The organism is Kitasatospora sp. NPDC058478 (genome assembly GCF_042720345.1).
Taxonomy (GTDB): domain Bacteria; phylum Actinomycetota; class Actinomycetes; order Streptomycetales; family Streptomycetaceae; genus Kitasatospora.
The window spans coordinates 1-24,540 of the sequence record NZ_JBHXML010000015.1 but is presented as its reverse complement, the minus strand read 5'-3'; the positions used below and the strand labels follow the sequence as shown (position 1 = coordinate 24,540).

Here is a 24,540-nt window from a genome sequence, read left to right as displayed (position 1 = left end):
CTCACCACTCCCCCAGCCGGGTCATGCGCTCGGCCACCCGGTCCGGAGTGGGGTGCGTCATCTCCTCCGCGTAGCTCCCGTCCGCGAGGAACACCACGCGGTGCGCGTAGGAGGCGGCGATCGGGTCGTGGGTCACCATGATCACCGTCTGCCCGAGGCTGTCCACGACCTCGCGCAGCAGCGTCAGCACCTGCTTGGCGGTGCGGGTGTCCAGCGCCCCGGTCGGCTCGTCCGCGAAGACCACCTCGGGCCGCGCCGCCAGCGCCCGGGCGATGGCCACCCGCTGCTGCTGGCCGCCGGACAGCTCCGAGGGCCGGTGGCTCATCCGGTCGGCGAGACCCACCTGCGTCACGACCTGCTGCAACCACTGGTGGTCCGGCTGGCGACCGGCCAGCATCAGCGGCAGGGTGATGTTGTCCGCGACGGTCAACGCCGCCATCAGGTTGTACGCCTGGAAGATGAAGCCGACCCGCTCCCGGCGCATGATGGTCAGATCGACCTCGCTCAGCTGCGCCAGCTCGGTACCGCCGAGCACCACCGAGCCGGCGTCCGGGCGGTCCAGCCCGGCGGCGCAGTGCAGGAAGGTGCTCTTGCCCGCCCCGGACGGACCCATCACCGCGGTGAAGGTGCCCCGGGCGAAGGCGAGGGACAGATCGCGCAGCGCGTGCACGGCCCCGGCGCCCTTGCCGTACGTCTTCCGGACCCCGTCGAGGCGGACGACCCAGTGGGCGTCCAGAGCGGCACTGCCGTCCGGCCGCGGCGGCGCCGCGTACTCCTCCTCCGCGGCCGCGCTCTGGAACTCCTCCGTCCGCGCTCCGCGTCCCTTTCTGCTCACTTCCGGCCTCCACCACTCGCACGCACTACTTGACGTTCACGAAGGTAAGTCCTGGAGCAGGTGCGGAACCAGGGCACGAACTGGAGAGTCGATGGTGCAGAAAAGTGCCACCCACCGCCGCATTTGGGACGGTGGTAGGGTGATCGGGATGACGACTCGGAGGGTTTTAGGAGCCGTGCGCGCCCCCAGCATTGCCGAGTTGCGACGCTTACAACCCGAGCAGTGGGTCCGCCAGACGGTGATCCGTTTCCCTCCGGCCGCGGGCTACGTCCTGCTCTGCCTGATGACCGGACTCGCCGGGCTGCTGCTGTTCTACCTGATCGCCATCATCTTCGCGCTCTGCCTGGTCGGAACGGGCTTCCTGCTGCTGCCCAGGACACTGCGGGTGCTGCGCAGGTACGCGGAGGTCCACCGCCGGTGGGTCGGCCGGCTGCTGGAGACCGAGGTCCGCACGCCCTACCGCGACCTGGAGCCCGGCCGCACCGGCCCCCGCAAGCCCTCCCTGCGCGACCCGGCCGTCCGCAAGGACCTGGTCTGGGTGATCACCCACGGCGTCGTCGGCTCGGCCCTGTGCATCTTCGCCCTGAGCATCTGCGGCAACGCCTTCAACTGGCTGTCCGCACCGGTGTGGTGGAAGCTCGCGTCGGGCGAGCGCAACTCGATCATCCTGATGAACGTCGACTCGTGGCTGAAGTCCTTCGTCGCGGTGTTCATCGGCGTCGGCTACGCCGTGGTGGCGATGGCCGCGATGCGCGGGCTGGCCCTCGTGCACGCCCGGATGTCCCGCCGGCTGCTGACCGCCCGCCCCCGGGTCGCGCTCGCGCAGCGGGTCCGCGAACTCTCGGTGACCCGCGCCGAGGCGCTCGACGCGCACGACGCCGAACTGCGCCGGATCGAACGCGACCTGCACGACGGGGCGCAGGCCGGCATCGTCGCCGTCTCGCTGCGGCTCGGCATGATCAAGCGCGCGCTCGGCCAACGGCCCGAGCAGGTCCCGGAGATGGTGGACGCGGCCCAGAACCTCGCCGAGCAGGCGCTGGAGTCGCTGCGCCACCTCGTCCGCGGCATCTACCCGCCGGTGCTCGCCGACCGCGGGCTGACCGACGCCGTCCGGGCGCTCACCGCGCTGTGCGGGGTCCCGACCCGGATAGACATCGACGAGTCGGCCGGCGCGGCGCCCCGCGCGCCCGCCGCCGCCGAGGCCGCGGCCTACTTCGTGATCTCCGAGGCGCTCACCAACATCACGAAGCACAGCGGGGCGCGCAGCGCGCTGGTGTGGCTGCGGATCGCGTCGGACGCCATCTCGATCAGGGTCGAGGACGACGGCAAGGGCGGCGCCACCGAGGGCACGGGGAGCGGCATCCTCGGACTCCGGCGCCGGGTCGCCGCCTTCGACGGGACCACCGATCTGTTCAGCCCGCCCGGGGGCCCGACCGTACTGAAGGTGGAGATTCCATGCGGATCCTGATCGCCGAAGACAACGCCCTGCTCCGTGAGGGGCTGGTACTGCTGCTGAACAGCGAGGGGCACGAGGTGTGCGTCACCGTGGACAACGGGGACGACCTGCTGCCCGCGCTGCTCGAACACCGCCCGGACGTCGCCGTGGTGGACGTCCGGCTGCCGCCGACGTTCCGCGACGAGGGCCTGCGGGCCGTCGTCGAGGCCCGCAAGCAACTGCCCAACCTGCCCGTCCTGGTGCTCTCGCAGTACGTCGAACGGGCGTACGCGACGGAGCTGCTGGCGCAGAGCGCCTCCGGGGTCGGCTACCTGCTGAAGGACCGGGTGGGGCGCGCCGAGGAGTTCCTGCTCGCGCTGGAGCGGGTCGCCGACGGCGGCACCGCGATGGACCCGGAGGTCATCTCGCAGCTGATGGTCCGCCGGGCCGGCGACGACCCGCTGTCCTCGCTGACCCAGCGCGAGCGCGAGGTCCTGGCGCTGATGGCGGAGGGGCGTAACAACGGCACCATCGCCGAGATGCTGTTCATCGCGGAGAGTTCGGTGAACAAGCACATCGGCAACATCTTCGCCAAGCTGAACATGCCCACGCCGGACAGCGGCCACCGCCGGGTGCTCGCCGTGCTCACCTACCTGCGGGCCTGAACGCCCGAAGCAAGACACGCGGAGAGGGGCGGCGCCGGTCGGGCGCCGCCCCTCTCCGCGTCCCCCTCCTCAACTCCCGGACGGGTGCTCCCGGTTGTCGGGCAGGGCGGGGAAGGCGCGGACCGCGGGGGTGACGGCCACGCCGAGTGCGATCAGCAGGAACGCCGCCGCACAGCTCAGGACGGTGGGCACGGCGTGCACCGTCTCCAGCAGCAGCCCGCACAGCAGCGGGCCGAGCGCCGCGCCGGCGCCCATCGAGACCCCGATCAGACCGGCCAGCCGGCCGCGCATCTCATCGGGGGTGACCATCATCTGATGACCCGCCACCAGGGCGGTGGCGGTGGGGGCGAGGAACGCGGCCGCGCCCAGCACCAGCCCGGACGGCCAGCCGGTCGGCACCACCGCGAGCAGCGGCACCAGCACGGCGGTGGCCCAGGTCAGCACCATGAGCGCCGTGAACGGCGAGAGCGAGCGGCGCAGCCGCCCGGCCGCCAGCGCACCCGACACGCCGCCCGCGCCGACCAGGGCGCCGATGGCGCCGATCTCGGCACCGGACCGCCCGTCCTGCTGGGCCATCACCACCACGGCGATCAGCAGGCCGCTGAACACCAGGTTGAAGGCGGTGCCGAACAGCACGGTGGCCCGCACCGCCGGGTTGCCGCGCAGCCAGCGCAGCCCCGACGCCATCGCCTGCAACGTCCCCTCGGGCCGGTCCGCACCCTCGCCCTCGCCCTCGGGCGACGACGCCGGTGCGGGCGGCGGCGCCGGCAGCCGCAGGAACAGCAGCGTGACGAAGGCGATCGCCGAGGTCACCGCCTGGGCGACGAACGGCAGCAACCGCTGGACGCCGTACAGGAATCCGCCGATCCCCGGGCCCACGATGGTCGCGAGGTAGTAGCGGGCGGTGTTGCGGGTCACGGCGTCGGCGAGTTGCGAGGACGGCACGACGCTCGGCAGCAGCGCCTGGTCGGCGGTGCCGAACAGCGAGGTGCACACCCCTTCGACCACCGCCACCACCACGATGGCCGCCAGCGGCGCGTGCCCGATCGCCACCAGCAGCGCGAGCACGCCCAGCGCCGCGGCCCGCCCGAACTCCGAGACCAGCATCAGCGTCTTGCGGCTGACCCGGTCGGCCAGCGCCCCCGAGGGCAGCGCCGCGAGCGCCCGCGACCCGGCGATCGCGAACTCGGCCAGCGAGGCCTCGAAGGCGGAGCCGCCGAGCCCGAGCACCAGCAGCGGGTACGCGATCAGCGTGCCCTGCGCCCCCAGCTGGGAGACCATGTTCGCGGTCCACAGCACGTTGTACTCGCGGTTGCGGGACAGCGGCGGCGGGCCCGGCTCCGCGGCCACGGCGGCATCGGCCGTCGTACTGCCCGAGGTCACTGCGGCGGGGTCGGCAGCGCCACCGCGGGCGCCGACGTCCGCTCCACCGGGCGGAGTTCGGACCACGCGTGCGCCCCGGCCATGCTGACGAACAGGTCACGCGGCGGCACGAAGGGGGCCCGCCCGTGCGCCACGCTGATGTTGTCCACGATCAGGACCTCACCGGTGTGCACGTTGACGTCGATCTGCTGCGCCCGGTACGCGGCCTGGAGCTGCCGGACGACCTCGTCCGGGATCTCGCTGCCGTCCGCGTAGAAGGTGTTGGTGGGCATCCCCCACGGGCCGTACTCCTCCAGCAGGAAGTCGGCGACGTCCTCGCGCAGGGTGCGGGCGTGGAAGAAGGTCAGGTGGTTGAACCAGGAGCGGACACCGGTCTCCGGGTGGGTGGCGACGGCCCAGCGGAGCTGACGCGTCCTCAGGTGGTTTCGCTCCAGCCACTCCAGCTCGATGCTGTTGGCGTCGCAGTAGGCCTTGACCTCGTCCGGGTCGCTGGTGCCGAACGCCTCCTGCCAGGAAAGGCCCAGGCCGGGGCGGAAGTTGCGGACGAGCAGGTAGCCCTCGCGCTCGAACCGCTCGGCGGTCTCCCGGGGCAGCCCGGCGTGCAGGGCGCGGCAGTCGGCCAGCAGGCTGGCGCCGCCGTCCGGCGACTCCTGGCGGCAGAAGAAGAACAGGTAGCGCGGGACGTTCAGGTTGTACGACTGCTCGGTGTGGAGGAAGATCTCCTCGGTCGCCGGGTGGTCGGTGGCCGTGAACACCCCGGGGTGCAGCTCGGTGCGCGGCGAGGAGCGCTCGGTGTAGTCGAGCGGCCGGCCGACGACGGCGTTGACGAAGGTGTCCAGCTCCGGCCACTCCTGCCAGTCGAAGCCGCTGAGCACGACCGCGCCGTGCTCGGTGATCCGCCGGCGGATGAACTCCCCCTGCTCCTTGCCGAGGTCGACCAGCCGGTTCCCCGCGGTCTCGGCGGTGATCCCGAGGACCAGTCCGTCGTGCCGCGCTTCGGTCGAGATGCTGATGGCGGTTGTCACGGAGTGACTCCCTTCTGCGGGCTGCGGGCGCGAAGCCGCTCGGCAGCGGTGTCGAGGGTCTGGAGTGGACGGTTGAAGGCGATCCGGACGTAGCGCTCGCCATCGGCCGGATCGACGAAGAACGAGGTGCCCGGCGCCACCAGCACACCGGTCTCGGCGAGCAGCGTGCGGACGAAGCGCGGACTGGGCTCGTCGGTCAGCCCGTCGATCCGGGCCAGCACGTAGCAGCCGCCGGCCGGGGGCGTGAAGTCGAAGCCGGCGTCCCGCAGCAGGGCCACCGTCCGGTCGCGCCGCTCGCGCATCCCCGCCGCGTGGTCCCAGCGCTCCGGCAGCAGCAGGTCCGCGTTGGCGGCGGCGTGCTGGAGCGCGGCCGCCGCGCCGCCGGTGGTGGCCACGTGCACCTTGCGCAGCAGGGCGGTGAGCTCCGGCGCCGCGCGCAGGAAGCCGAGCCGCCAGCCGCTGATCGCATGGCTCTTGGAGAGGCTGCCGACCACCACGGACCGGTCGGCCAGGCCCTCGATCTCGGCGACCGAGCGGTAGCCGGCCGACTCGTAGACGTACCCGGCGTACACCTCGTCCGAGATCACCACGGTGCCCCAGCGCCGGCACAGTTCGGCGAGCAGGTCGAGGGTGCCGCGCTCCAGGACGACGCCGGTCGGGTTGGCCGGGCTGTTCACGATGACGGCGCGGGTGCGCGGTCCGAAGGCCGCGGCCAGCTCGTCCGGGTCGACGCTCCAGTCGGGCTCCCGCAGCCGGACCGGGCGCGGGCGGGCGCCGGTGAGGGCGATGGCGCTGAGGAAGTTCTCGTAGAAGGGCTCGAACACGATCACCTCGTCGCCGGGGTCGACGAACGAGAGCAGGGCGACGGCCAGCCCCTCGCTGCCGCCGACGGTGACGGTGATCTCGGAGCCCGGGTCCGGGGCGCCGGGCAGGGCCGCGGCGATCCGCTCGCGCAGCAGCGCCAGCCCGGCCGGGTCCTGGTACTGGTGGACGCCGGCCCGCAGCGCGGCCACCGCCGCCTCGACCAGCCCGGGCGGCGTGTCGGGGTAGGCCGGGGTGCCGACGGCGAGGTCGACGGTGTCCGGCGGCAGCCCCTCCAGCAGCAGCGCGGCCAGCCCCCCGCCGGGCAGTCCGGCGACCCGCTCGGCGCCCAGGGCGCGGCGGGCCGGGGTGTCATGGTGCGTGGTGGCGCTCATCGGCTCACTCCCGCGGCGTCGGTCCGCAGCCGCTGTTCGGTCTGGAGCGGCGCTTCGCCCTGGAGCCGCTGTTCGGCCAGGTCGAAGGCGCCGCGCGGGATCTCGGGCAGCCAGGACGGGCGGCCCGCCTCGTACGCCTCGATGTCCCCGGTCCTGAGCAGGGTCTCCGCGATCACGTCCTGCCCTTCGAGCAGCCGGGCCCGGGCCCGCGCGTCGACCGTGAACGGGTGCTCGCCGCCCGGCCGGCGCAGCAGGCCGGCCCGCAGGTCCACGGTGAGCCGCAGGCCCTCGGCGGACTCCGCGAGGTCCATCAGCTCCTCGACCACGGGCGTCGGCAGGTCGACCGGGACGAGCCCGTTGTTGAGGGCGTTGCGGCGGAAGATGTCGCCGAAGCCGGTGGCGACGACGGCGCGGAACCCCCAGTCGCGCAGCGCCCAGACGGCGTGCTCGCGGGAGCTGCCGATGCCGAAGTCCCGGCCGGCCAGCAGGACCGTCGCGCCCGCGTGGCGCGGCTGCTCCAGGACGAAGCCGTCCTCGGCGCGCCAGCGGGCGAACAGCGCGTCCTCGTAGCCGCTCTTGGTGACCCGCTTGCAGAACTCCGCGGGCAGGATCTGGTCGGTGTCGACGTCGTCGCGGCGCAGGGCGACCGCGCGACCGTGGTGTTCGACGAAGGGTTCCATACTCAGCTGTCCTCTCTCCGGCCGGGCCGGCGCTGTCAGGCCAGGTCGGCCGGGGCCGCGAGCCGCCCGGCCACCGCCGTCGCGGCGGCGACCGCGGGCGACACCAGGTGGGTGCGGGCCCGCGCCCCTTGGCGGCCTTCGAAGTTACGGTTCGAGGTGGAGGCGCAGCGCTCGACACCCTCAAGACGGTCGGTGTTCATCCCCAGGCACATCGAGCAGCCGGGTAGCCGCCACTCGGCGCCGGCGGCCGCGAAGACCTCGTGCAGTCCCTCCGCCTCGGCCTCGGCCCGCACCTGCATCGAGCCGGGGACGACCAGCATCCGGGTGCCGGCGGCGACGGTGCGCCCGCGCAGCACCCCGGCCGCGGAGCGGAGGTCCTCGATCCGGCCGTTGGTGCAGGAGCCGACGAAGACGACGTCGATCGCGAGGTCCCGCATCGAGGTTCCGGGCCGCAGGCCCATGTAGGCCAACGCCTTCTGCGCGGAGGCGCGTTCGAGCGGGTCGGCGAAGGTCTGCGGGTCGGGCACGGCGGCGGCGAGCGGCACGGTCTGGGCGGGGTTGGTGCCCCAGGTGACGAGCGGGGTGAGCCCGCCCACGTCGAGCACGACCGTCCGGTCGAACACGGCGCCGGGGTCGGTGGCCAGGGTCGACCAGTCGGCGACGGCGGCGTCCCAGTCCGCCCCGGCGGGGGCGTGCGGACGGCCGCGCAGGTACTCCAGGGTGGTCTCGTCGGGTGCGACGATCCCGGCCCGGGCGCCGGCCTCGATGCTCATGTTGCAGAGCGTCATCCGGGCCTCCATGGAGAGCCCGCGCACCGCGTCGCCCCGGTACTCGATGAGGTGGCCCTGCGCCCCGTTGGCCCCGATCCGGGCGATCAGCGCGAGGATCATCTCCTTCGCCCCGACCTCCGGGGGGAGTTGGCCGGTGAACTCGACGGCCAGGGTGCGCGGCCGGCCGATCTCCAGGCACTGGGTGGCCAGGACGTGCTCCACGTCGCTGGTGCCGATGCCGAAGGCGAGCGCGCCGAACGCGCCGTGCGTGGCGGTGTGGCTGTCCCCGCAGACGATCGTCATGCCGGGCTGCACCAGGCCGAGTTCGGGCCCGACGACGTGCACGATCCCTTGCCGCCGGTGGCCGACCGAGTAGAGCTCGACGCCCTGTTCGGCGCAGTTGCGGCGCAGCGTGTCCAGTTGGACCAGGCTGACCGGGTCGAGCACCGCGGTCGCCGTGGTGGCGACGTTGTGGTCCTCCAGCGCCAGGGTCAGCCCCGGCCGCCGGACGCTGCGGCCGGCCAGCCGCAGCCCGTCGAAGGCCTGCGGGGAGGTGGCCTCGTGGGTGAGGTGGAGGTCGATGTAGAGGAGGTCCGGTCCGCCGGGCCGGGACGCCACGACGTGGCGCTCCCACAGCTTCTCCGCGAGTGTCCGTGCTGGGCCCATCGTCGTCCCTCTCTCCCCTGCGCTGTCCGTGCACTACGGCCTCGGGGCGGAACCCCGGCCACCGCATGCCGTCCCGGCCGTACGGACCTCAGCCTCCATGGCGCCACCCGCCGCCCACCACGTCTTTAAGCCGGTGCGAAAACGCCCAGCACAGGCGATCACGTGCACGAAGAAAGGTGCAGAGAACTGCACCTCGGATCGGAAGTAAGCCCCCATGAAATCGGCGGCGCCCGGGTTCAGGATGGAGTCATCGAAGGCGGAACCAACGCCGGGACGACGGGCAGAAGATCATCGGATCCCACGGGACCCAGGGAGGAAGCATGTACCCGATGCGCAGGAGCCACGGGGCCGAACCCGGACACCGGCGGAGCAGGACGGTCGTGCTGACCCTGGCCGCCGTCCTCCTGGTCGGCGCCGGAACGTCCGCCTGCCAGGTCAGTACCAAGGCCGCCGACCGGATCGAGCTGTGCGCGAAGATCTTCGGCAAGACCTTCACCGATCCGTTCCCGGACAACGTGGAGGAGGCCCGCAAGAAGATGCGGGCACGGGCCGACGAGCTCGACGGGCTGGCCAAGCAGGCCGGGGACGACAAGCTCCGCAATGCGATCCAGTCGACCGCCGACAAGATGCGCAACGCCGACATCCGCGAGAAGGGTGCGGTGCGCACCGTGGTCGGATACATCGGTGAGCAGAACGACCGCATCAAGGAACTGCGCCAGACCTGCCTCGACCACCACGACTACCCGTGATGACTGGGCTTCCGAACCAGCGTCACCGTTGAGGCTCCCAGCGAGCGCACGGTGACCACAGACCGGAATCGGTGAACAGGGCGCTAACAGTTCCCCCACCGATTCCCTTGGCCGGGCCCCTCGTTGGGTCCCCCGTCTTCCGGGGGGCCCGGCCGTAAATCTCCCCGTACCAATACAAGCCAGGAGCAGTCATGCCCGATTCGAGCGGCTGGAAGCCCACTAAGGAACGCCCGATGTGGCCCTGGGTCGTCCTCGCGGTGGTCGCCGTTGGTGTTCTGATCAACGTGCTTATCACGATCTGACGAGCAGATCGAATCCGCGCCTGAGGAACTTCCGCGCTCTTGGCAGGTAGGCCGAGAGCGCGGACCCACGTCCGGCGCGACTCCGGCCCCACAGACCCCTCTCACCCCACCCGCCCCACGGGTCGCACGACCCGTCAGGGGGCGGTCGAACCGAGTCGAGTCCGCTATCCGGATCAGGTGCAGAGAACTGCACCTTCGAACTGGCGAAGACTCGACTGTCACCCCCCTAAAGCGCCACGTAGCGTAGTCGGTACGGGAACGGGCATGGCCATGTCGAACTTGCGGTCACGCACGATCGACCATCCACCTCACCGTGGATCCCGGCTCCCGACCCGCCTACATCAACGGCATTCATGGGGGACTCGTGCCACGTCTGCACTTCACGTCGGCAAGCCTGTTGAGAACGCGTATCATGCCGACCCCGGACTGGGTCAGCGAATCACTCTTCGCCCTGGACCTGCTCTCTTCCCGGCACCGCCAGGCGAAACGCCGGCTCCGATGGCATAAAACCCGTCCCGTCGGGCCGGCCCGCCGGCTGGGTCCCACCCACCGGCTCGGCTCCACCCAGCGGCTCGTCGAACTCGCCCGGACCATCCGCCCGTTCCCCGACATGGACACCATGGTCCGGCGCGCCCGGCACTCCGGGAACGGCGCCGACCTGCGCCTGCTCCGGGACCTGGAGTCCTTCTACCGCATCATGGTCGCCCCGCACTGGGACGTGATCTCCCTCACCGTTCAGAGCGACCGGAAGAAGCGGCTGGAAATCCTCCAGGACTGCGGCGCCCGCAGCCTGCTGAGCACTCTTCACCCGACCGTCCGGCTCTCCACCTGCTCGCTGGAGATACCCGGACAGAACGAGGACGTGCAACTGGAGGAGGTCGGGCTGACCATTGCGCCGTCCTACTTCCTGGCACCCGATTCCCCGGTCCTGGTGGACGACCACACCATTGCCGACGGACCGACGCTCTTCTACCCCATTCTCCCCGACGGACCGAACTGTGCGACCGAGGGCGTGATCGAAGCGGCAGCGATGCCGGCCTGAGACCGATGACCTCCGATCGCGACAGCATCGGAACTTCAAGGGGGAAAACAGCAATGCGACGCATATTCTTCAGTCCGGCGAGCCTGGCCAAAGTATCGTCGGCCGCCCATCTGGATCCGATGAGAGAGGCGCTGTGCGCCCTCGAAACCTTCGCGACGGGCGGCGGAGGCCCCGTCTTCCATTCCTGGCGACGCCGGGTCGCGGGTGAACGGGACGGCCGGGCGCTGGCCGAACTCGCCCGCACCGTCCGCCCTTTCCCGGATCTCTACCGAATTCTCGAAAACTCCTCCACGGCCGGATCCGGGAACGAATTCCGACCGCGGGTCCTGCGCGATCTGGAGACATTCCACCGGATCGCCGTGGAGCCGTACTGGAACCAGGTGTCGACCCTGCTCGAAGTCGACCGGAACGCCCGGGCCCAGATCATGATGAGCGGCGGCGTCGACCAGTTGCTCAGCACCCTGCACCCGGCGATCCGCTGGCGCCCCCCGGTGCTGGAGGTCCCCGGGACGGGGCACGACATCAAACTGGAGTCGACCGGCCTGGAGATAGCGCCGTCGCTGTTCCTGTTCTCCCGGTCGCCGATCCTGGTCGAACAGCAGGGCGACCGGCCCCTGCTGCTGCTCTACCCGATCCCCGTCCCGCGCGACCGGGAGAACCTGTGGGACCCGGCGCCCGACGGCGACCAGGCCCTGGGCGCCCTGCTGGGGCGCACCCGGGCGGCCGTCCTCCAGGTGCTGACGACCACCTGCACCACCACCGAGGTCGGCGAGCTGGTGGGCATCTCCACCGCCGCCGCGAGCCAGCACACCGCCGTCCTGCGGGCGGCCGGCCTTATCACCACCCTGCGCTCGCTCAACAAAGTGCACCACACCCTGACCCCCCTGGGCGGGGCGCTTCTTCGTGGGGATCCACTCGTCTGACAATTCGCCCTATACCGACGATTCCCGAAGTAACGAACCCGCAACACGCCCCGAGGAGCGATCTGGATCCGACACGGATGGTCTAGGAAAGTGCACCATACATACGGATGCGGGCAGCATGGCCTAAACCCATTACGAGCGAGTAGGTTCTGGGCATGCACGCACGATGCCTTGTCGCCGCACGCATCATTTACGGAAGCCTGGGAGCGGATTCATGATGGGAGGTGGACCAGCTGAGCGGGAAGCCGCCCCAGACTGTGCCGTCACGCTGGAAAACGTGTCGAAAATCCACCCGGGCACGAACGGTCCCACAGCGGTCCTGCGCGAGTTCTCACTCGGCGTACGAAAAGGCCGCTTCTGTGCCGTCATGGGAGACGAACGCGCCAGCACCACAGCACTCCTGGAGTGCATGGCCGGCGTCACCACCCCGTCCACCGGAACGGTCCACTGGGCCGACGGTGGACGGGGTTCCGTCGGTGCGCTCTGGGGCCAACACGAGCCAGTCCACCCGAATGTGACGGTTCGTGAATTCGTCGACCCGGGTGTTTCCGCACTCGGCCGCCGCCAGGCCTGGCAGATCAGCCGGGTCACCCGACTGTGGCTCTGGCGGCGGCCGCTCCGGAGGCTGGGCCGGGTCCAGCAGCACAACGCCATGCTGGCCCGGCTGCTGGCCGGCTCACCGCGCCTGCTGTTGGTCGACACCCCCGGCCACGACGACTCGCCCGAACTCGCCCGCGCCATCGGCGCCTCACTCCGCCGCGCGGTCCGCGCCCTCGACCTCACGGCGGTCCTCGTCACCACCGACCCGGAAGCCGCCGCGTGCGCGGACAGCGTCGTCTTCCTCCACCACGGCCGCCTCGCCGACGCCCTCGGCCCCTCCACCCCCGCCGAGATCGCCGACTGCCTCCAGCACCTCCGAAGAGGCTCGACCACCTGATCCGCCCCGCCTTCCCCGGCGCCCCTCTCCCAGGGCGCCCCCGGCGCCCCTTCCCCGGCGCCCCTCGCCCTCCCCGGCGCCCCCCGGTCAAGCGGTGCACAGCGCTTCCCCAGTCGCGGCTCCCGCGCCCCGTGCGCCCTCCCGCGCACCGCGCCGGCGCATCCCGGACCGCCGCCCGCCGCACCCGCCGCCGCGGGGCAGTGCGGCGGCAACGTCGCCGACTCCACCACCTCCGGCACGTGGGAGCCGCACGACCCCGACGGGCCGAACCCCGCGAAGATCGGCGTGGTGACCTTCTGCACCACCGCCTCCCCCGCCGTCACCGGCGCCGGCGTGGCCGCCATCCACCACTGCGTCGGCCAGCCCGTCTGCAACCCCACGGCCGCCGACCCGGCCGAGAAGCTCTTCCAGATCGTCGGCGACGTCCAGCTCCAACCGGTCTGCGCGGACGGCGGCTTCGGCGCCCTGAGCACCCTGAGCGCCCTGAGCGTCATCAACGGCTTCTCCGCCGACCGCTGAGGACCGGCCACCGCGCACCGATCACCGCGTACCGATCGCCGATCGCCGAGGACGGACCGCCCGACCGCCGAGGACCGACGCCGAAAGATCCCCGAGCCCCTTCCGGAAGAAGGGACTCGGGGATCCTCGGACCGGCCGGCCCGACACCGGCGGTCAGTTCGGGGCACCGCCTGCGCGGTCAGGCCGGCTCGACCGGCTCCGGGTTCCGGGAGGCGGCCAGGGTGCGGCTGAACGCGGCGAGGGTGGCGGCGACAGCCAGCAGACCGACCACGACCGCGAGGTTGCGCCCGAGGTCGGCGAGGTCGCGCGGCAGCGCCCAGTAGTAAGGCGCGGGGAGCATGACCGCCCAGGGGAGGGCGGCCAGCGCCACGCCGACGGCGCGCGGCCGGTCGGGCCGGCGGGCGGCGAAGTGGACGAAGAAGGCGATCGCCATCACCACGGCGGGCCAGGCCGACGACGCGTCGAGCAGCATCTGGGTGCTGCGCGGGAAGATGACCTCGGAGTAGTCCTCCAACTCGCGCCAGGGCCAGGCGAGGACGAGCGCGCTCATCGGCAGCACGATGGCACCCGCCGCGACGACCGTCCCGACCCGGGCGCGGACGCGCTGGTCGACGCCGTCGGGCGGGGCGATGAGCAGCGGCACCCCGAGCAGGAGCCAGAGGGGCAGCTGGTAGAGGGACAGGAAGAGCACCCCGGCCGGGTGGACGAAATAGCCGACCGCGGCGCCGATCCGGACGAGGACGCCGACCAGCACCAGGACGCGGGCGGCGCCCCAGTGCCCGAGGCCGGCGCCGAGCAGCGCGAGGAGCCAGGGGACGGTCTGCACCACGCCCACCGCGGACGCGGCCGTGGTGTGCAGGCCCATCAGTTCGGAGTGCGGCTCCCTGATGAAGAGGCCCATCAGCAGCTGGACGAAGGCCAGCGCCGCCCCGCCGGCCAGCAGGTACGGCGCGGCGCCGGCGAGCGCCCGGCCCGCGGGGTCTCCGGAGCTGAGCCGGGTCCGCAGCCGGGCGGCGTGCGCGGCCAGGGTGACCCACTCGCGCAGCACGGTGCGCCGGTCGGCGCCCTCGACGGACTCGGCGAAGACGGCGGCGATCTCCTCGCCGTGCGAGGCCCGGTAGGCGGCGGGGTAGATGCCGATCAGCGGGAGCCTGCCGGGCAGCGCCCCGGCCTGCTGCGCGGTCATGCCGCACCGCCGCTCAGCCGGAGCGCCCCGAGGCGCGGACCCCGCCCGAGGGCGAGCCTGCGCTCGGCCTCGACGACTCCGGCCCGCAGCCGCGCCGTCTCCGCGCCCAGGACGTCCCGGCCGTCCTCGGTGAGGGCGAAGGTGCGCCGCATCCGGCCACCGACGACCTCCTCGTGGTCGATCCGGATCAGCCCCTGCTGGAGGAGCCGGTCCAGCGCGGTGTAGAGCGTGCCGGTGAGCAACTTGGTCCGGCCGTCGGAGATGGCCAGGACTTCCTGGACGATCGCGTAGCCGTGCCGCGGGGCATCGGCGAGCGCGGTGAGCACGAGCCGGGTCGGCTCCTGTAGTTGACGGTTAGCCATGACCGTGAGCATAGATCAATGGCAAACATATGTCGATGATTTAGCTATCGGCCCGCTCCGCCCCCGCACCCGGCGGCCGCCGGAGCCGGCAGGCGCACGGTGAACACCGAGCCCGCGCCGGGGCTGCTGGCCGCGTGGACGCCGCCGCCGTGGAGCTCGGCGAGCTTGCGGACGATGGCGAGGCCCAGACCGCTGCCGCCGCTCTGCCGGTTGCGGGACTTGTCGGCCCGCCAGAAGCGCTCGAACACCAACGGCAGGTCCGCCTCGGCGATGCCGCCGCCGGTGTCGGCGACCTCGATCAGCAGGGCGTCGGCCTCCGGGCGGGTCCGCAGGGTGACCGTGCCGCCCTCGGGGGTGTGCCGGACGGCGTTGGCGACCAGGTTGCCCACCAGCTGGCGCAGGCGCACCGGGTCGGCGGACACCTCGCACCCGGCCCTGGTCGTCGAGGCGGTATCGACGACCAGGGCCACGCCCGACGCCTGCGCCCGGGCGCCGTGCGCGGTGGCGACCTGGGCCAGCAGGTCCTCGACGTCCACGGGCTCGCGGTGCAGGGCCAGTTCACCGGCGTCGGCGTCGGCGAGGTCCCGCAGGTCGTCGATCAGGTGCTGGAGTTGCAGGGCCTCCTCCAGCAGCGAACTCGTCAGGGCGCCGTCGGCGGTGACGACGCCGTCCTCGACGGCCTCCAGCCAGCCGCGGATGTTGCTGAGCGGGGTGCGCAGCTCGTGCGCGATGTCGCCGACCATCGCCCGGCGCAGTTCCTCCAGCTGTTCGCGGCGCTGCGCCATGGCGTTGAAGGCGGCGGCGAGTCCGGCGATCTCGTCGCGGCCGGTCGCGGACACCCGGGCGGAGAGGTCCCCGTCGGCCATCCGCCGGGCGGCGCGGGTGAGCGCGTTCAGCGGCCGGGAGAGCCGCAGGCCGACGATCGTGGTGATCGCCACGGTGACCACCAGCACCAGCGCGGCGACCTCGGCGACCCGCCCGCGGTGCGGGGCCGACAGCGCGGGGGCCTGGTCCGCCGCGCCGGCGGGCGCGCCGACGAACAGCAGCACGGGCGGCGCCACGTACCGGACGAGCTGCTGCCGGCGGGAGTTGGCGAGGCAGGCGGAGATCACCTGCTCCTGCTCCCGGTCGCGGGCCGGGGCCCACTGCAGCCCCAGGGACAGCGTCACGGGCCGGATCTGCTGGCGCTCCAGGCAGGCGTTGACGAGCGCGGTGAGGTCGGCGAGGGCGGCGCTCTCGGTGCGGGTCGGGGCGTCCAGCACCAGCGGGGGCGCGCAGCGCACGCCGAGCGGCCGGCCACCGGGGACGCTCACCACGGGGCGGCCGCCGGCGTCGTCGGTGACGGTCGCCTCGACGCCCAGTTCCGACCGCAGGCAGCCGGCCCGGCTCCGCGCGGCCTCCTCCATGGCCGCGCGCTCGGCGGTCGTCAGCCGGAACGGGCCCACGGCGCGGGCGTCGATCCGGTCGGCCGGGGCGTCGGGCAGCATGGCGAGGTCGACGGAGAGCGGGTCGACGGTGGTGGTGGGCGTCCGGGGCAGCACCGTCCGGTCGGCGGCGCCCGGGGGCGGTGACCCGGGTGCGGTGGCGGCCGGGGGCGGTGACCCGGGTGCGGTGGCGGCCGACGGCGGTGACCCGGGTGCGGCGGCCGCGGAGTCGACGACCGGCTCGAAGCGCGGCGTGGTCAGCAGGATGCGCTGCCCGGTCTCGGCGGCGAGCCGCCGCACGGTGCTCTCCGCACCCGTCCAGTCGGGGTGGGTCGCGGCGTAGCCGAGCAGTTCGTGGTAGATCCGGGCCTGGTCCGCGAGGACCTGGCGCTGCTCCTGTCTGATCGCGCCCGTCGTGGTGCGGGCGGTCAGCCAGGCCGTCGCGGCGATCGAACAGAGCGAGACCAGGGCGGAGAGGGCGAGCAGCCGGACCAGCAGGCTGCGGCGCGGCGGGGCGTCACGACGCACCGCGCGGCCCCTCCGCGAGCTTGTAGCCGATGCCGTAGACCGTCAGCAGGCGGCTGGGGCACCGCGGTTGGGGCTCGATCTTGCGGCGCAGGTTCATCACGTGGGTGTCGACGGTCCGGGTGGTGATGTACCGGTCGATGCCGTGCAGGTGCTCCAGCAGCTGGGCCCGGGTGAAGACCCGGCCGGGCTGGGCGGCCAACACCTGCAACAGCCGGAACTCGCCGGGCGTACAGCTGACGGGCCGTCCGTCGGCGGTGACCTCGTGGCGCAGGGGGTCGATGGTGAGGGCCCCGGCGGTCAGCACGGCCGGCGGCGCGGCGGCGGGCGGCGGGAGCGGTGCCATGGTGGGCGGCGCGGCCGGCGGCGCGGGAGCTCCCGGGGCCAGCGGCCGGGACCCGCGGCGCAGCAGGGCCCGGACCCGGGCGACGAGCTCGCGCGGGCTGTACGGCTTGGTGAGGTAGTCGTCGGCGCCGAGGTCGAGGCCGAGCAGCAGGTCCTCCTCGGCGGTGCGGGCCGTCAGCATCAGTACCGGCAGGGCGGATTCGGCGCGCAGGGCGCGGCAGACGTCGAGCCCGTCCATGACGGGCATCATCACGTCGAGGACCAGGAGGTCCGCCGGGCCGCGCCGGGCCTGTTCCAGCGCGGCCCGGCCGTCGTGGACGACGACCACGCGGTGCCCTTCCCGCTCCAGGTACAGGCGGGCCAGGTCGGCCTGCTTGGGATCGTCCTCGGCGACCACGACATGTGCGCACATGAGGATGATCGTAAGTCGCCCTCCGGAAGCACCCCTACCGGTTCCCGACAGCCTCTCGACAAGTTCCTGACATCGACGGACCAGGGTGGGTCGAGTCCGCCGGGGGAAGCCCCCCGGCCCCGCCTCCGAAAGGCTCCCGCGTGATGCCCTCCCGCCGTCTGGTGTCCCTCGCCGCCCACGTCCTCGGGGCCGCCCTGCTGCTGTCCACCGTCCCCGCCGTCGCGGCGACGGCCGCCGAGCGCAGGCCCGCCCCCGCCGCGCCCACCGTCGAGGCGGCCGAGGTGATGCCGCACCTCCAGGCCCTGCAGCGGATCGCGGACCGCAACGGCGGCAACCGCGCGCACGGCACCAAGGGGTACGCGGAGTCGGTGGCCTACATGAAGCACGCTCTGGACCGGGCCGGCTTCCAGACGCAGCTGCGCCGCTTCTCCCACGACGGCAAGGACGGCTACAACCTGATCGCCGACTGGCAGGGCGGCGACCCCGACCACGTGCTGCTCACCGGCGCCCACCTGGACAGCGTCACGATGGGCCCGGGGATCAACGACAACGGCTCCGGCTCGGCGGCCGTCCTGACCACCGCCCTCCAGGTGGCCAAGGCCAAGCTGAAGCCCGAGCGGCACCTGCGCTTCGCCTGGTGGGGGGCGGAGGAGCTGGGGATGGTCGGTTCGGCGGACTACGTCAAGAACCTGTCCGCCGGTGACCGCAAGGCCATCGACCTGTACCTCAACCTCGACCAGGCGGGCAGCAAGAACCTCCAGCAGTACCTGCTGGTGAAGGACGCGAAGAACAACGAGACCGCGGCCTTCCAGGCCTTCGAGAAGTGGTTCACCGACCGGGGACTGGCCACCTTCGACATCCCGCTGGACAGCTCCGACAGCCAGCCGTTCGGGGACGCGGGCATCCCGTCGTCCGGCTTCAGCAGCGGAGTCTCGGACTGCCTGCACAGCGCGTGCGACAACCTCGCCAACGTCGACCCCGCGACGCAGGCGACCAGCACCAACGCCATGATCGGCGTGGTCTGGCAGTTCGCCACCGCCAAGCCCGCCGCCCCCGCCGCTCCGGCCACCACCGCCCCGGCCACCACTCCCGCCGCCGACCGGTCCTGACCGCCCGTCCCCAGGAGGCACAGATGCGCACACCACCGATCCGCCCCCGCAAGGCCACCGTCCTGCTGGCGACCGCCACCGCCCTCGGCGTCGCCCTGACCGCCCTCCCCGCGGGCGCCGCCGGGATCGGGGACCCGTACTTCCCCGAGGACGGCAACGTCGGCTACGACGTGGCGAACTACGACGTCCGGATCGCCTACGACCCGGCGCACCCCGACCAGTTGAACGGCGACACCACCGTCACCGCCCGGGCCCTGCAGTCGCTGGACCGCCTCTCCCTGGACCTCAAGGGCTTCCAGGTCACCTCCGTCACGGTGAACGGCACCCCGGCCAAGTCGTTCTCCCGCTCCGGCACGCACAAGCTGGACATCGTGCCCGCCCGCCGGGTGACCGGCGGCGCCACCTTCGCGGTGCGGGTGGTGTACGCGGGCAAGCCCGACCCCGAGGGCTGGCACCAGCTGGTGTCCGGCGGCGTCAACGCGATGGGCGAGCCGCACTCGGCGACCTCCTGGTTCCCCTCCAACGACCACCCGTCCGACAAGGCCACCTTCTCGCTCGCCGCGACCGTCCCCGACGGCTGGACCGCCATCGGCAACGGCCGGCCCGGCCAGACCACCAGCAAGGACGGCTCGACGACCTTCCGCTGGCGCGAGGACAAGCCGATGGCGACCTACCTCAGCACCGTCGCCATCGACAAGTTCACCGTCCACCGCTCGGCGCTGCCCGACGGGACGCCGGTCATCACCGCCTACGGCCCGGACGTGCCGATCGACGACATGGCCAAGGCGACCGAGGCCCAGCAGCCCGAGATCATCGCCTTCCTGGCCTCCAAGTTCGGCCCGTACCCGTTCTCCTCCGCGGGCGCCATCGTCCGCAGCTGGACCAAGGAGACGGGCACCGGCGCGCCGGACCTGGAGACCCAGAGCCGGCCCACCTACACCAACTACTTCTGGGACTCCGCGGCGGTCCACGAGATCACCCACCAGTGGTTCGGCGACAGCGTCTCGTTCACCGACTGGCGCGACGGCTGCATCGCCGAATGCGTCGCCCAGTACGCCAACCAGCTGTGGGACGAACACCAGGGCAGCAACCTCGACACCGGCTTCTACGCCCCCGGCGTCGAGGAGAACCGGAACAAGCCGGAGTACTGGTCCACCAAGCTCTACGACCCCGGGCAGGGCAAGGAACTCGCCTCGGCCCTCTACTTCAAGGGCTCCCTGATGATGCACGCCCTGCGGCGCACCGTCGGAGACGACACGTTCTTCGCCACCCTCAAGCGCTGGACCGCCGACCACGCCTACGGCAACGCCTCCTTCCCCCAGTTCGAGGCCCTCGCCGCCAAGGTCTCCGGCAAGGACCTCAAGGGCTTCTTCGACGCCTGGGCCCACGGCACCACGATCCCGGCGAAGGAATACCTCTACCCCGGCACCCTGGCCCCCCTCGCCCCGCCCGCCAGCCGATAGCCCCCACGCCCCCCGCACCGACGCCAGCCCTCCTGATCTTCCATCAGGAGGGCTGGCGCACGCCCGGGCTGAGCTCCTCCAGGACGATGTCGGAGACGGTCCTCGACTGCGGGCGGTGCGGAACCGAGGTGCCGCCGTGCGTCGGCCTGAAGTCGCCGACGGGGGCCGGGAAGTGGCCCATCTCGTGGAACAGGCCCGAGAGGTCCGTGTCCTGCGGCGGCAGCGGCGGCAGCTCATGGGGCAGGTCCCCGACCGGGACGAGCTCGATCTCCGACGGGCCGCCCCCTGGCGTGCCGTCCCCCGTCGTACCGCCGCGCGGTGGGCGCGGGCCCTCCAACCGGCCGTTCAGCCAGCCCTCGATGTGGTCGCCCGGCGAGATGGAGAACTTGTTCCCGGGGTTCATCACCCCGTGCCGCCACCCCCACGCCCCGGCGAACGCGCCGTTGGCCGCGCCGGAGACGTAGTCGCCCGACAACCCGAACACCGCATCCTGCGCCGCGCCTTCGGCCATCCCGGTCAGCGCCCCGTAGCCGGTGTTCCAGACCAGCCCGGCCGCGCCCTTGGCGAACGCGCCGGCCTCCTTGCCGGTCAGCGAGGTGAAGCCCTTCCCGAGCCCCTTGCCCAAACCCTTGCCCAGCCCCTTGCCGAGCCACCCGGCACCGACACCGACCGCGCCGCCCACCGCCCCGTTGACGGCGGCCGTGCCCAGCTCGCCGCCGTCGATCGACGTGCGGTGGCCCTGGCCCAGCTCGATCACCTGGGCCAGCAGGTCGAAGCCCACCTGGGCCAGCACAGACTCGGCGACCCGGGTCACCGCACTGATCAGCGCCTTGCGCAGGAAGGCCCACACCAGGGCCCTGGTGAAGGCTATCTCCACGGGCGCCGCCTCGGCCCCGCCGAAGAGGAACAACGCTGCGTCGATGGCCAGTTGAACGGCCAGGACCACCAGCGCACCGATGATCTCGATGCGCAGGGTCTCGATCTGGTTCGCCAGGTTGTGCAGCGCGTCGGCGGCGGCGTCGCAGCACTGGGCGATGAGCGGCAGCGCGGCGTCGTCGGCGACGGCGAGCCTGGCCAGATAGGCGTCGAACGCGTCCCTGGTGGCACCGCTCAGACCCTGGTCGAGCTGGGACTTGGCGTCCGCCAGGTCCAGGACACAGGCACGGATCGACTTCGCCGCCTCGGTCCAGGCATCCGCCTCGGCCCGCAGCGCACTCTCGTTCCCCGTGGGCCACTTGTTCCCCACCAGGATCATCAGCAGGTTCTGCAACCCGTCCGGCAGCGAGGCGTTGGGGGCGTCGACCGCCATCACGCGCCGCCGCTACCGGGCACCGGGAACGTCCAGGCGAGTTCCGTGGCGTGCTCGTCGGCCTTCTCGAACGTGCTGCGAGTGGCGCCGAGGGCATCGGCCAGCTTGCGCAAGGTGTCCGGCAGCGCCTGCACCGCCTTCAGCAGATCGTCCCGCGGCTGGGCGAAGACCTGGTCGAAGCCCTGCCCGAGCGCCGGATCATCCCCCCAGGGCGCCGCGCCGAACAGGGCCGCGGAACTCAGCGCCGTCCAGGCGGCAGCCATGCCGTCGGCCGCCCGCCCCGCATCCGCCCCGGCCTTGCCCACCAACGCGAAGTCGACCACCAGCGTCCCGTCCAGAGCCGGCAGCTGCGGCACCGCCGGCCCGCCGTACGGCGGCACCCCGGTAGGCGCATTGCGGTAACCACCAGTGGGACCAGGCACATCAGGCAACGGAGGACTCGGCACCCACCCACCTCACCCGACCCCACCCCGGACCTCGACCACTCTTGACGACATCCCAACGATCACCGCCCCACTCCTGACACCCCCCTGACGCCCCCGGACCCCGCGTCGCCCATGCTCCATCGCGAGAGCCGCCCCATCCGATACATCGGATGGGGCGGCTCTCGAAACGGACCTACTGCCGAAGGAACGCGGCGAACGGCACGCCACCGTCGTCCACACCGGTCAGTCCCAACCGCTCCTCACCTTGGCGCTTGACGTACTGAAAGAACCGCTCGCACCTCAGATCGCCGTCGACGGAGACCAATTGGGCGACCGCACCAGGTCCGGCGTCGGAAAGCGTCCCGTACTTCCAGGTGCCGGTGAACTTCACCACGGTCGAGGACTTCTTTCCACGACACATGGCGGGGAGCAGGCTCACCTCGCCGAGCTTGCCGCCCTCCAGGAACTGAATCGAAGCAACGGGCGCCTTCCAGGACCCAATAACAGCCGGGACAGGATCCTTCGCCACCGTGCACGAAACCGCCAGCGGCAGAGCCGATGCCACACAGACAGCCAGAACAGGCAGCCTCCCACGTCCACGCACCCGGCTCGGCCTCTGCATCCCGATCACTCCCACCCCGTTCCATACCGCCAGGAATCGAATCCCCCGCGACATCTCAGTCCTTCTTCATGACGAACCCCTGATCGACCAGCACCCACAGGTCCTTCCCGTTCTCCTCGGCCGTCAGCCAGAACCGACAACTACCGCTCCCGTCCTTCCGGGTCGCGTCCACGTAGACCCCCGGCCCCACGTCATCGAGAACCGACTTCTTCCAGCGCCCCTCAATCTCCGTCGGCTGTTCCCGGTCCACCAAGGCAGCGCTGCACACGCGGGCCGGCACTTGTGCCGATCCGACCCGCCCATCCGGAAGAAGCTCGACAGCCGCCGCTCCTCCGGCCCACCGTCCGACCGGATCCGGCACATCAGGCCCGGAAGGTCGGACCGTCACCCACACGGCCCAACCCAACCCGAGGACACCCAGCACCCCACCGACCACACTCCACAGGACAATTCGCTGCCCCTTCACGCACCCTCCATCAAAGGATCTGGCGGCGAGGCCGTCCCGAAGACCGCCCCACCGCCTCAGAAGTCACGCGCCACCACCTGCGACAGTCCGAACAGGTCAGCGCAGGATCGCCTTGACGGCCATGCCGAGGACAGCCACCCCAGGAACCACAATGAAGAACCAGCCGACAATCAACGCGATCACCGGGATCGACTTCTTCTCAGCGCCCTCCACGAAGAAGTCGCGGATTCCACGAAAATTTGCGACCAAGGCTAATCCCAGGACAACCGGTATCAGCATTCCAAGGACAACCATCAAAGCCCCCGACCTCACAGGACAAGGACCGCATACGGTAGCACCGCCCAGCCAGAACTGACAATCCATCAGTTCATTCTGGATCCCGGCCACCCTGCCCTGCAACGAAAGCCTTCCCCGTCCACTTATTATCCTCCACGCAACAGCTCCACGAGCTAACCCCTCAACAGCTGAGCGCCCCATCCGGCAACCGGATGGGGCGCTCATGGCACAGACCTACTGGCTATCCACAGCCGACGGACTACTGTCGGGTGAACGACTCTTGACCAGCATCCACCCCCCCCTTCCATGATCCCCCACTCGTGGCGGGCTCGCCGAGCGATTACTCGATGAACCCCACCAGGATTGAACGGGAAGTTACCGTAAGTGCCCAGAATAAACATCTGGGTCCCCGATGCGCATCACGCGCCCGGGGACCCAGATGTCGCAAAATCAGGATCTAGACGCAGGCGCGGGCATCACTACCATTGCGTAGATCACACCGAGTGCGCTCATCAGCAGGAAGGGCCAAGCACCCGCAAGGAGATAGAGCACTGGGGGCAGAGCAAACAACACGGCAGCCACCCCCCGAACATTCCTCCCCCTGGCCGCCCAAAAAGAGACCAGGAAGAGAAAGAACAGTGTGGGGACAGTTATTGTGAGCGAGATGAGCGCCAGCAGCTTGAGGTCATCCAGGGAGTCGGCTAGAGAGAATCCATTGGCGTCATGCCCTCCGGGCGCAAATGCTGAAAGAACGAGCATAAAAACGCACACGGGAGCCACGCACACCGCAAGATATCTCAGCAGCGCCCGACTGAACCACCGGCCGACTCGATTAAATCTGTTAATCAGCACCCTGATACACACCCGCCATTCTGGTAGGTACGGCCCGAAGGCGAGAAGAGGGATGACACAAACGGAACTGCAAGCAGACCAGGATCTCCCTCTCTTTCGCTGGAACTATCCGCGGCGGCACCCAGACATTCCTCGTAGTCGGATGGCGCGACGTGCCGCCAATTACCGTATCGTGATGCCCCGCCACAGTTGACGGCACCACGGTAAACGTTGCTCCACCGGTATCGGTATCCCAGAAAACGGTCATGCGTGCGCTATCGGCTGGCGAATTCGACCAAGATCGATTATCCCCCAGCAAACTCCCAAAGGCGGCACTCTTCATATGGATGAAGAACCTCGCCATGATGATGCCGTTACCACCGCCATTGCTGGGACCCGACTTAGCGAACCTCTGTGAATATGCGGGCGTCGGCCCAAACCCCACCTCGCGAGCAGTGTCGTAGTAGTCGCGGTTGTTCTGTTCAACGATCTTCTGGTAGTTCGGCCCCTCGCTCTCCACCTTGGTGCCCATGTTGGAACACTTGGCCATCCCGCTGGCGCATTCCTCCAGGGCCATGCCGGTGGGGTCGGTCTTGTTGACCGGGTCGTTGTTGCTGTACACGTAGGCGTTCCACTGCTGCGGGTCGTTGGGCAGGAG

At 71.3% G+C, this 24,540-nt stretch carries 25 protein-coding genes; 9 read left to right on the top strand and 16 right to left on the bottom strand.

Annotated elements, in window-relative coordinates:
- Window position 1: 1 nt before the first annotated feature.
- On the bottom strand, window positions 2-736 hold the full coding sequence (locus tag ACFWPT_RS10980) for an ABC transporter ATP-binding protein (RefSeq protein WP_063351478.1): 735 nt from the start codon (window positions 734-736) through the stop codon (window positions 2-4).
- Between the two features lie 298 nt (window positions 737-1,034).
- On the opposite strand from ACFWPT_RS10980, the gene ACFWPT_RS10975 reads away from it, so the two are divergent.
- A complete protein-coding gene (locus tag ACFWPT_RS10975) occupies window positions 1,035-2,303 on the top strand; it encodes a sensor histidine kinase (RefSeq protein WP_244293481.1) in 1,269 nt (422 codons plus the stop codon).
- Entirely contained in the window at window positions 2,291-2,935 is a 645-nt protein-coding gene (locus tag ACFWPT_RS10970) for a response regulator transcription factor (protein WP_363375491.1), read from the top strand. Before ACFWPT_RS10975 ends, ACFWPT_RS10970 begins: the two co-directional genes overlap by 13 nt.
- A 69-nt stretch (window positions 2,936-3,004) precedes the next feature.
- Here the strand turns inward: ACFWPT_RS10970 and ACFWPT_RS10965 are convergent, their stop codons facing one another.
- The 5 genes from ACFWPT_RS10965 to leuC are packed head-to-tail and all read right to left on the bottom strand — an operon-like array spanning window position 3,005 to window position 8,655.
- Entirely contained in the window at window positions 3,005-4,285 is a 1,281-nt protein-coding gene (locus tag ACFWPT_RS10965; RefSeq protein ID WP_380481159.1) for an MFS transporter, read from the bottom strand.
- Window positions 4,286-4,314: 29 nt separating this feature from the next.
- The gene (locus ACFWPT_RS10960) at window positions 4,315-5,343 is read right to left on the bottom strand and encodes a TauD/TfdA family dioxygenase (RefSeq protein WP_063349705.1); all 1,029 of its coding nucleotides are present in this window, start codon (window positions 5,341-5,343) and stop codon (window positions 4,315-4,317) included.
- The gene (locus ACFWPT_RS10955; protein WP_380373313.1) at window positions 5,340-6,539 is read right to left on the bottom strand and encodes a pyridoxal phosphate-dependent aminotransferase; all 1,200 of its coding nucleotides are present in this window, start codon (window positions 6,537-6,539) and stop codon (window positions 5,340-5,342) included. The genes ACFWPT_RS10960 and ACFWPT_RS10955 overlap by 4 nt, the downstream gene beginning before the upstream one ends.
- On the bottom strand, window positions 6,536-7,219 hold the full coding sequence (gene leuD / locus ACFWPT_RS10950; RefSeq protein WP_363375500.1) for a 3-isopropylmalate dehydratase small subunit: 684 nt from the start codon (window positions 7,217-7,219) through the stop codon (window positions 6,536-6,538). Before leuD ends, ACFWPT_RS10955 begins: the two co-directional genes overlap by 4 nt.
- 35 nt (window positions 7,220-7,254) lie before the next feature.
- Complete coding sequence (gene leuC, locus ACFWPT_RS10945; RefSeq protein ID WP_380338220.1) at window positions 7,255-8,655, bottom strand: 3-isopropylmalate dehydratase large subunit; 1,401 nt, start codon at window positions 8,653-8,655, stop codon at window positions 7,255-7,257.
- A gap of 329 nt (window positions 8,656-8,984) precedes the next feature.
- Here leuC and ACFWPT_RS10940 point away from each other — a divergent pair, with 329 nt between their 5' ends.
- From ACFWPT_RS10940 to ACFWPT_RS10920, 5 genes are all read left to right on the top strand, one after another.
- A complete protein-coding gene (locus ACFWPT_RS10940; RefSeq protein ID WP_159398537.1) occupies window positions 8,985-9,404 on the top strand; it encodes a hypothetical protein in 420 nt (139 codons plus the stop codon).
- Between the two features lie 714 nt (window positions 9,405-10,118).
- Entirely contained in the window at window positions 10,119-10,748 is a 630-nt protein-coding gene (locus ACFWPT_RS10935; RefSeq protein ID WP_063349701.1) for a hypothetical protein, read from the top strand.
- A gap of 119 nt (window positions 10,749-10,867) precedes the next feature.
- On the top strand, window positions 10,868-11,671 hold the full coding sequence (locus ACFWPT_RS10930) for a helix-turn-helix transcriptional regulator (RefSeq protein WP_159398536.1): 804 nt from the start codon (window positions 10,868-10,870) through the stop codon (window positions 11,669-11,671).
- Between the two features lie 166 nt (window positions 11,672-11,837).
- Window positions 11,838-12,608: an ATP-binding cassette domain-containing protein gene (locus ACFWPT_RS10925; protein WP_107452943.1), complete on the top strand. Its 771-nt coding sequence runs from the start codon at window positions 11,838-11,840 to the stop codon at window positions 12,606-12,608.
- 288 nt (window positions 12,609-12,896) lie between these two features.
- Window positions 12,897-13,127 (top strand): hypothetical protein, encoded by a 231-nt coding sequence (locus tag ACFWPT_RS10920; RefSeq protein WP_380481155.1) that lies wholly within the window; start codon window positions 12,897-12,899, stop codon window positions 13,125-13,127.
- Between the two features lie 178 nt (window positions 13,128-13,305).
- On the opposite strand, the gene ACFWPT_RS10915 is transcribed toward ACFWPT_RS10920, so the two are convergent.
- Genes ACFWPT_RS10915 through ACFWPT_RS10900 form a run of 4 tightly spaced genes read right to left on the bottom strand, consistent with a single transcriptional unit; the run spans window position 13,306 to window position 17,381 of the window.
- The gene (locus ACFWPT_RS10915; protein WP_380481152.1) at window positions 13,306-14,313 is read right to left on the bottom strand and encodes a hypothetical protein; all 1,008 of its coding nucleotides are present in this window, start codon (window positions 14,311-14,313) and stop codon (window positions 13,306-13,308) included.
- Window positions 14,310-14,675 (bottom strand): PadR family transcriptional regulator, encoded by a 366-nt coding sequence (locus tag ACFWPT_RS10910; RefSeq protein ID WP_063351477.1) that lies wholly within the window; start codon window positions 14,673-14,675, stop codon window positions 14,310-14,312. Before ACFWPT_RS10910 ends, ACFWPT_RS10915 begins: the two co-directional genes overlap by 4 nt.
- A gap of 44 nt (window positions 14,676-14,719) precedes the next feature.
- Window positions 14,720-16,627 (bottom strand): ATP-binding protein, encoded by a 1,908-nt coding sequence (locus ACFWPT_RS10905; RefSeq protein ID WP_380481149.1) that lies wholly within the window; start codon window positions 16,625-16,627, stop codon window positions 14,720-14,722.
- Window positions 16,617-17,381: a response regulator transcription factor gene (locus tag ACFWPT_RS10900; protein ID WP_380481147.1), complete on the bottom strand. Its 765-nt coding sequence runs from the start codon at window positions 17,379-17,381 to the stop codon at window positions 16,617-16,619. Before ACFWPT_RS10900 ends, ACFWPT_RS10905 begins: the two co-directional genes overlap by 11 nt.
- Window positions 17,382-17,524: 143 nt before the next feature.
- On the opposite strand from ACFWPT_RS10900, the gene ACFWPT_RS10895 reads away from it, so the two are divergent.
- Both ACFWPT_RS10895 and ACFWPT_RS10890 read left to right on the top strand, forming a co-directional pair.
- Window positions 17,525-18,490 (top strand): M20/M25/M40 family metallo-hydrolase, encoded by a 966-nt coding sequence (locus ACFWPT_RS10895; protein ID WP_380481144.1) that lies wholly within the window; start codon window positions 17,525-17,527, stop codon window positions 18,488-18,490.
- Window positions 18,491-18,513: 23 nt separating this feature from the next.
- Entirely contained in the window at window positions 18,514-19,953 is a 1,440-nt protein-coding gene (locus ACFWPT_RS10890) for a M1 family metallopeptidase (RefSeq protein WP_380481141.1), read from the top strand.
- A 43-nt stretch (window positions 19,954-19,996) separates the two neighbouring features.
- Here ACFWPT_RS10890 and ACFWPT_RS10885 read toward each other — a convergent pair whose 3' ends face one another.
- The 6 genes from ACFWPT_RS10885 to ACFWPT_RS10860 all read right to left on the bottom strand — a co-directional run.
- Window positions 19,997-21,262: a hypothetical protein gene (locus ACFWPT_RS10885; RefSeq protein ID WP_380481138.1), complete on the bottom strand. Its 1,266-nt coding sequence runs from the start codon at window positions 21,260-21,262 to the stop codon at window positions 19,997-19,999.
- Entirely contained in the window at window positions 21,262-21,618 is a 357-nt protein-coding gene (locus ACFWPT_RS10880; RefSeq protein ID WP_380481135.1) for a hypothetical protein, read from the bottom strand. Before ACFWPT_RS10880 ends, ACFWPT_RS10885 begins: the two co-directional genes overlap by 1 nt.
- Window positions 21,619-21,880: 262 nt before the next feature.
- Complete coding sequence (locus ACFWPT_RS10875) at window positions 21,881-22,252, bottom strand: hypothetical protein (protein ID WP_380374133.1); 372 nt, start codon at window positions 22,250-22,252, stop codon at window positions 21,881-21,883.
- A 112-nt stretch (window positions 22,253-22,364) separates the two neighbouring features.
- Window positions 22,365-22,775: a hypothetical protein gene (locus ACFWPT_RS10870; RefSeq protein WP_380481132.1), complete on the bottom strand. Its 411-nt coding sequence runs from the start codon at window positions 22,773-22,775 to the stop codon at window positions 22,365-22,367.
- A 96-nt stretch (window positions 22,776-22,871) separates the two neighbouring features.
- Window positions 22,872-23,054: a hypothetical protein gene (locus ACFWPT_RS10865; RefSeq protein ID WP_380481130.1), complete on the bottom strand. Its 183-nt coding sequence runs from the start codon at window positions 23,052-23,054 to the stop codon at window positions 22,872-22,874.
- A gap of 838 nt (window positions 23,055-23,892) precedes the next feature.
- Window positions 23,893-24,540 (bottom strand): hypothetical protein (locus ACFWPT_RS10860; protein ID WP_380481127.1); only part of this gene is annotated, 648 nt, incomplete at its 5' end.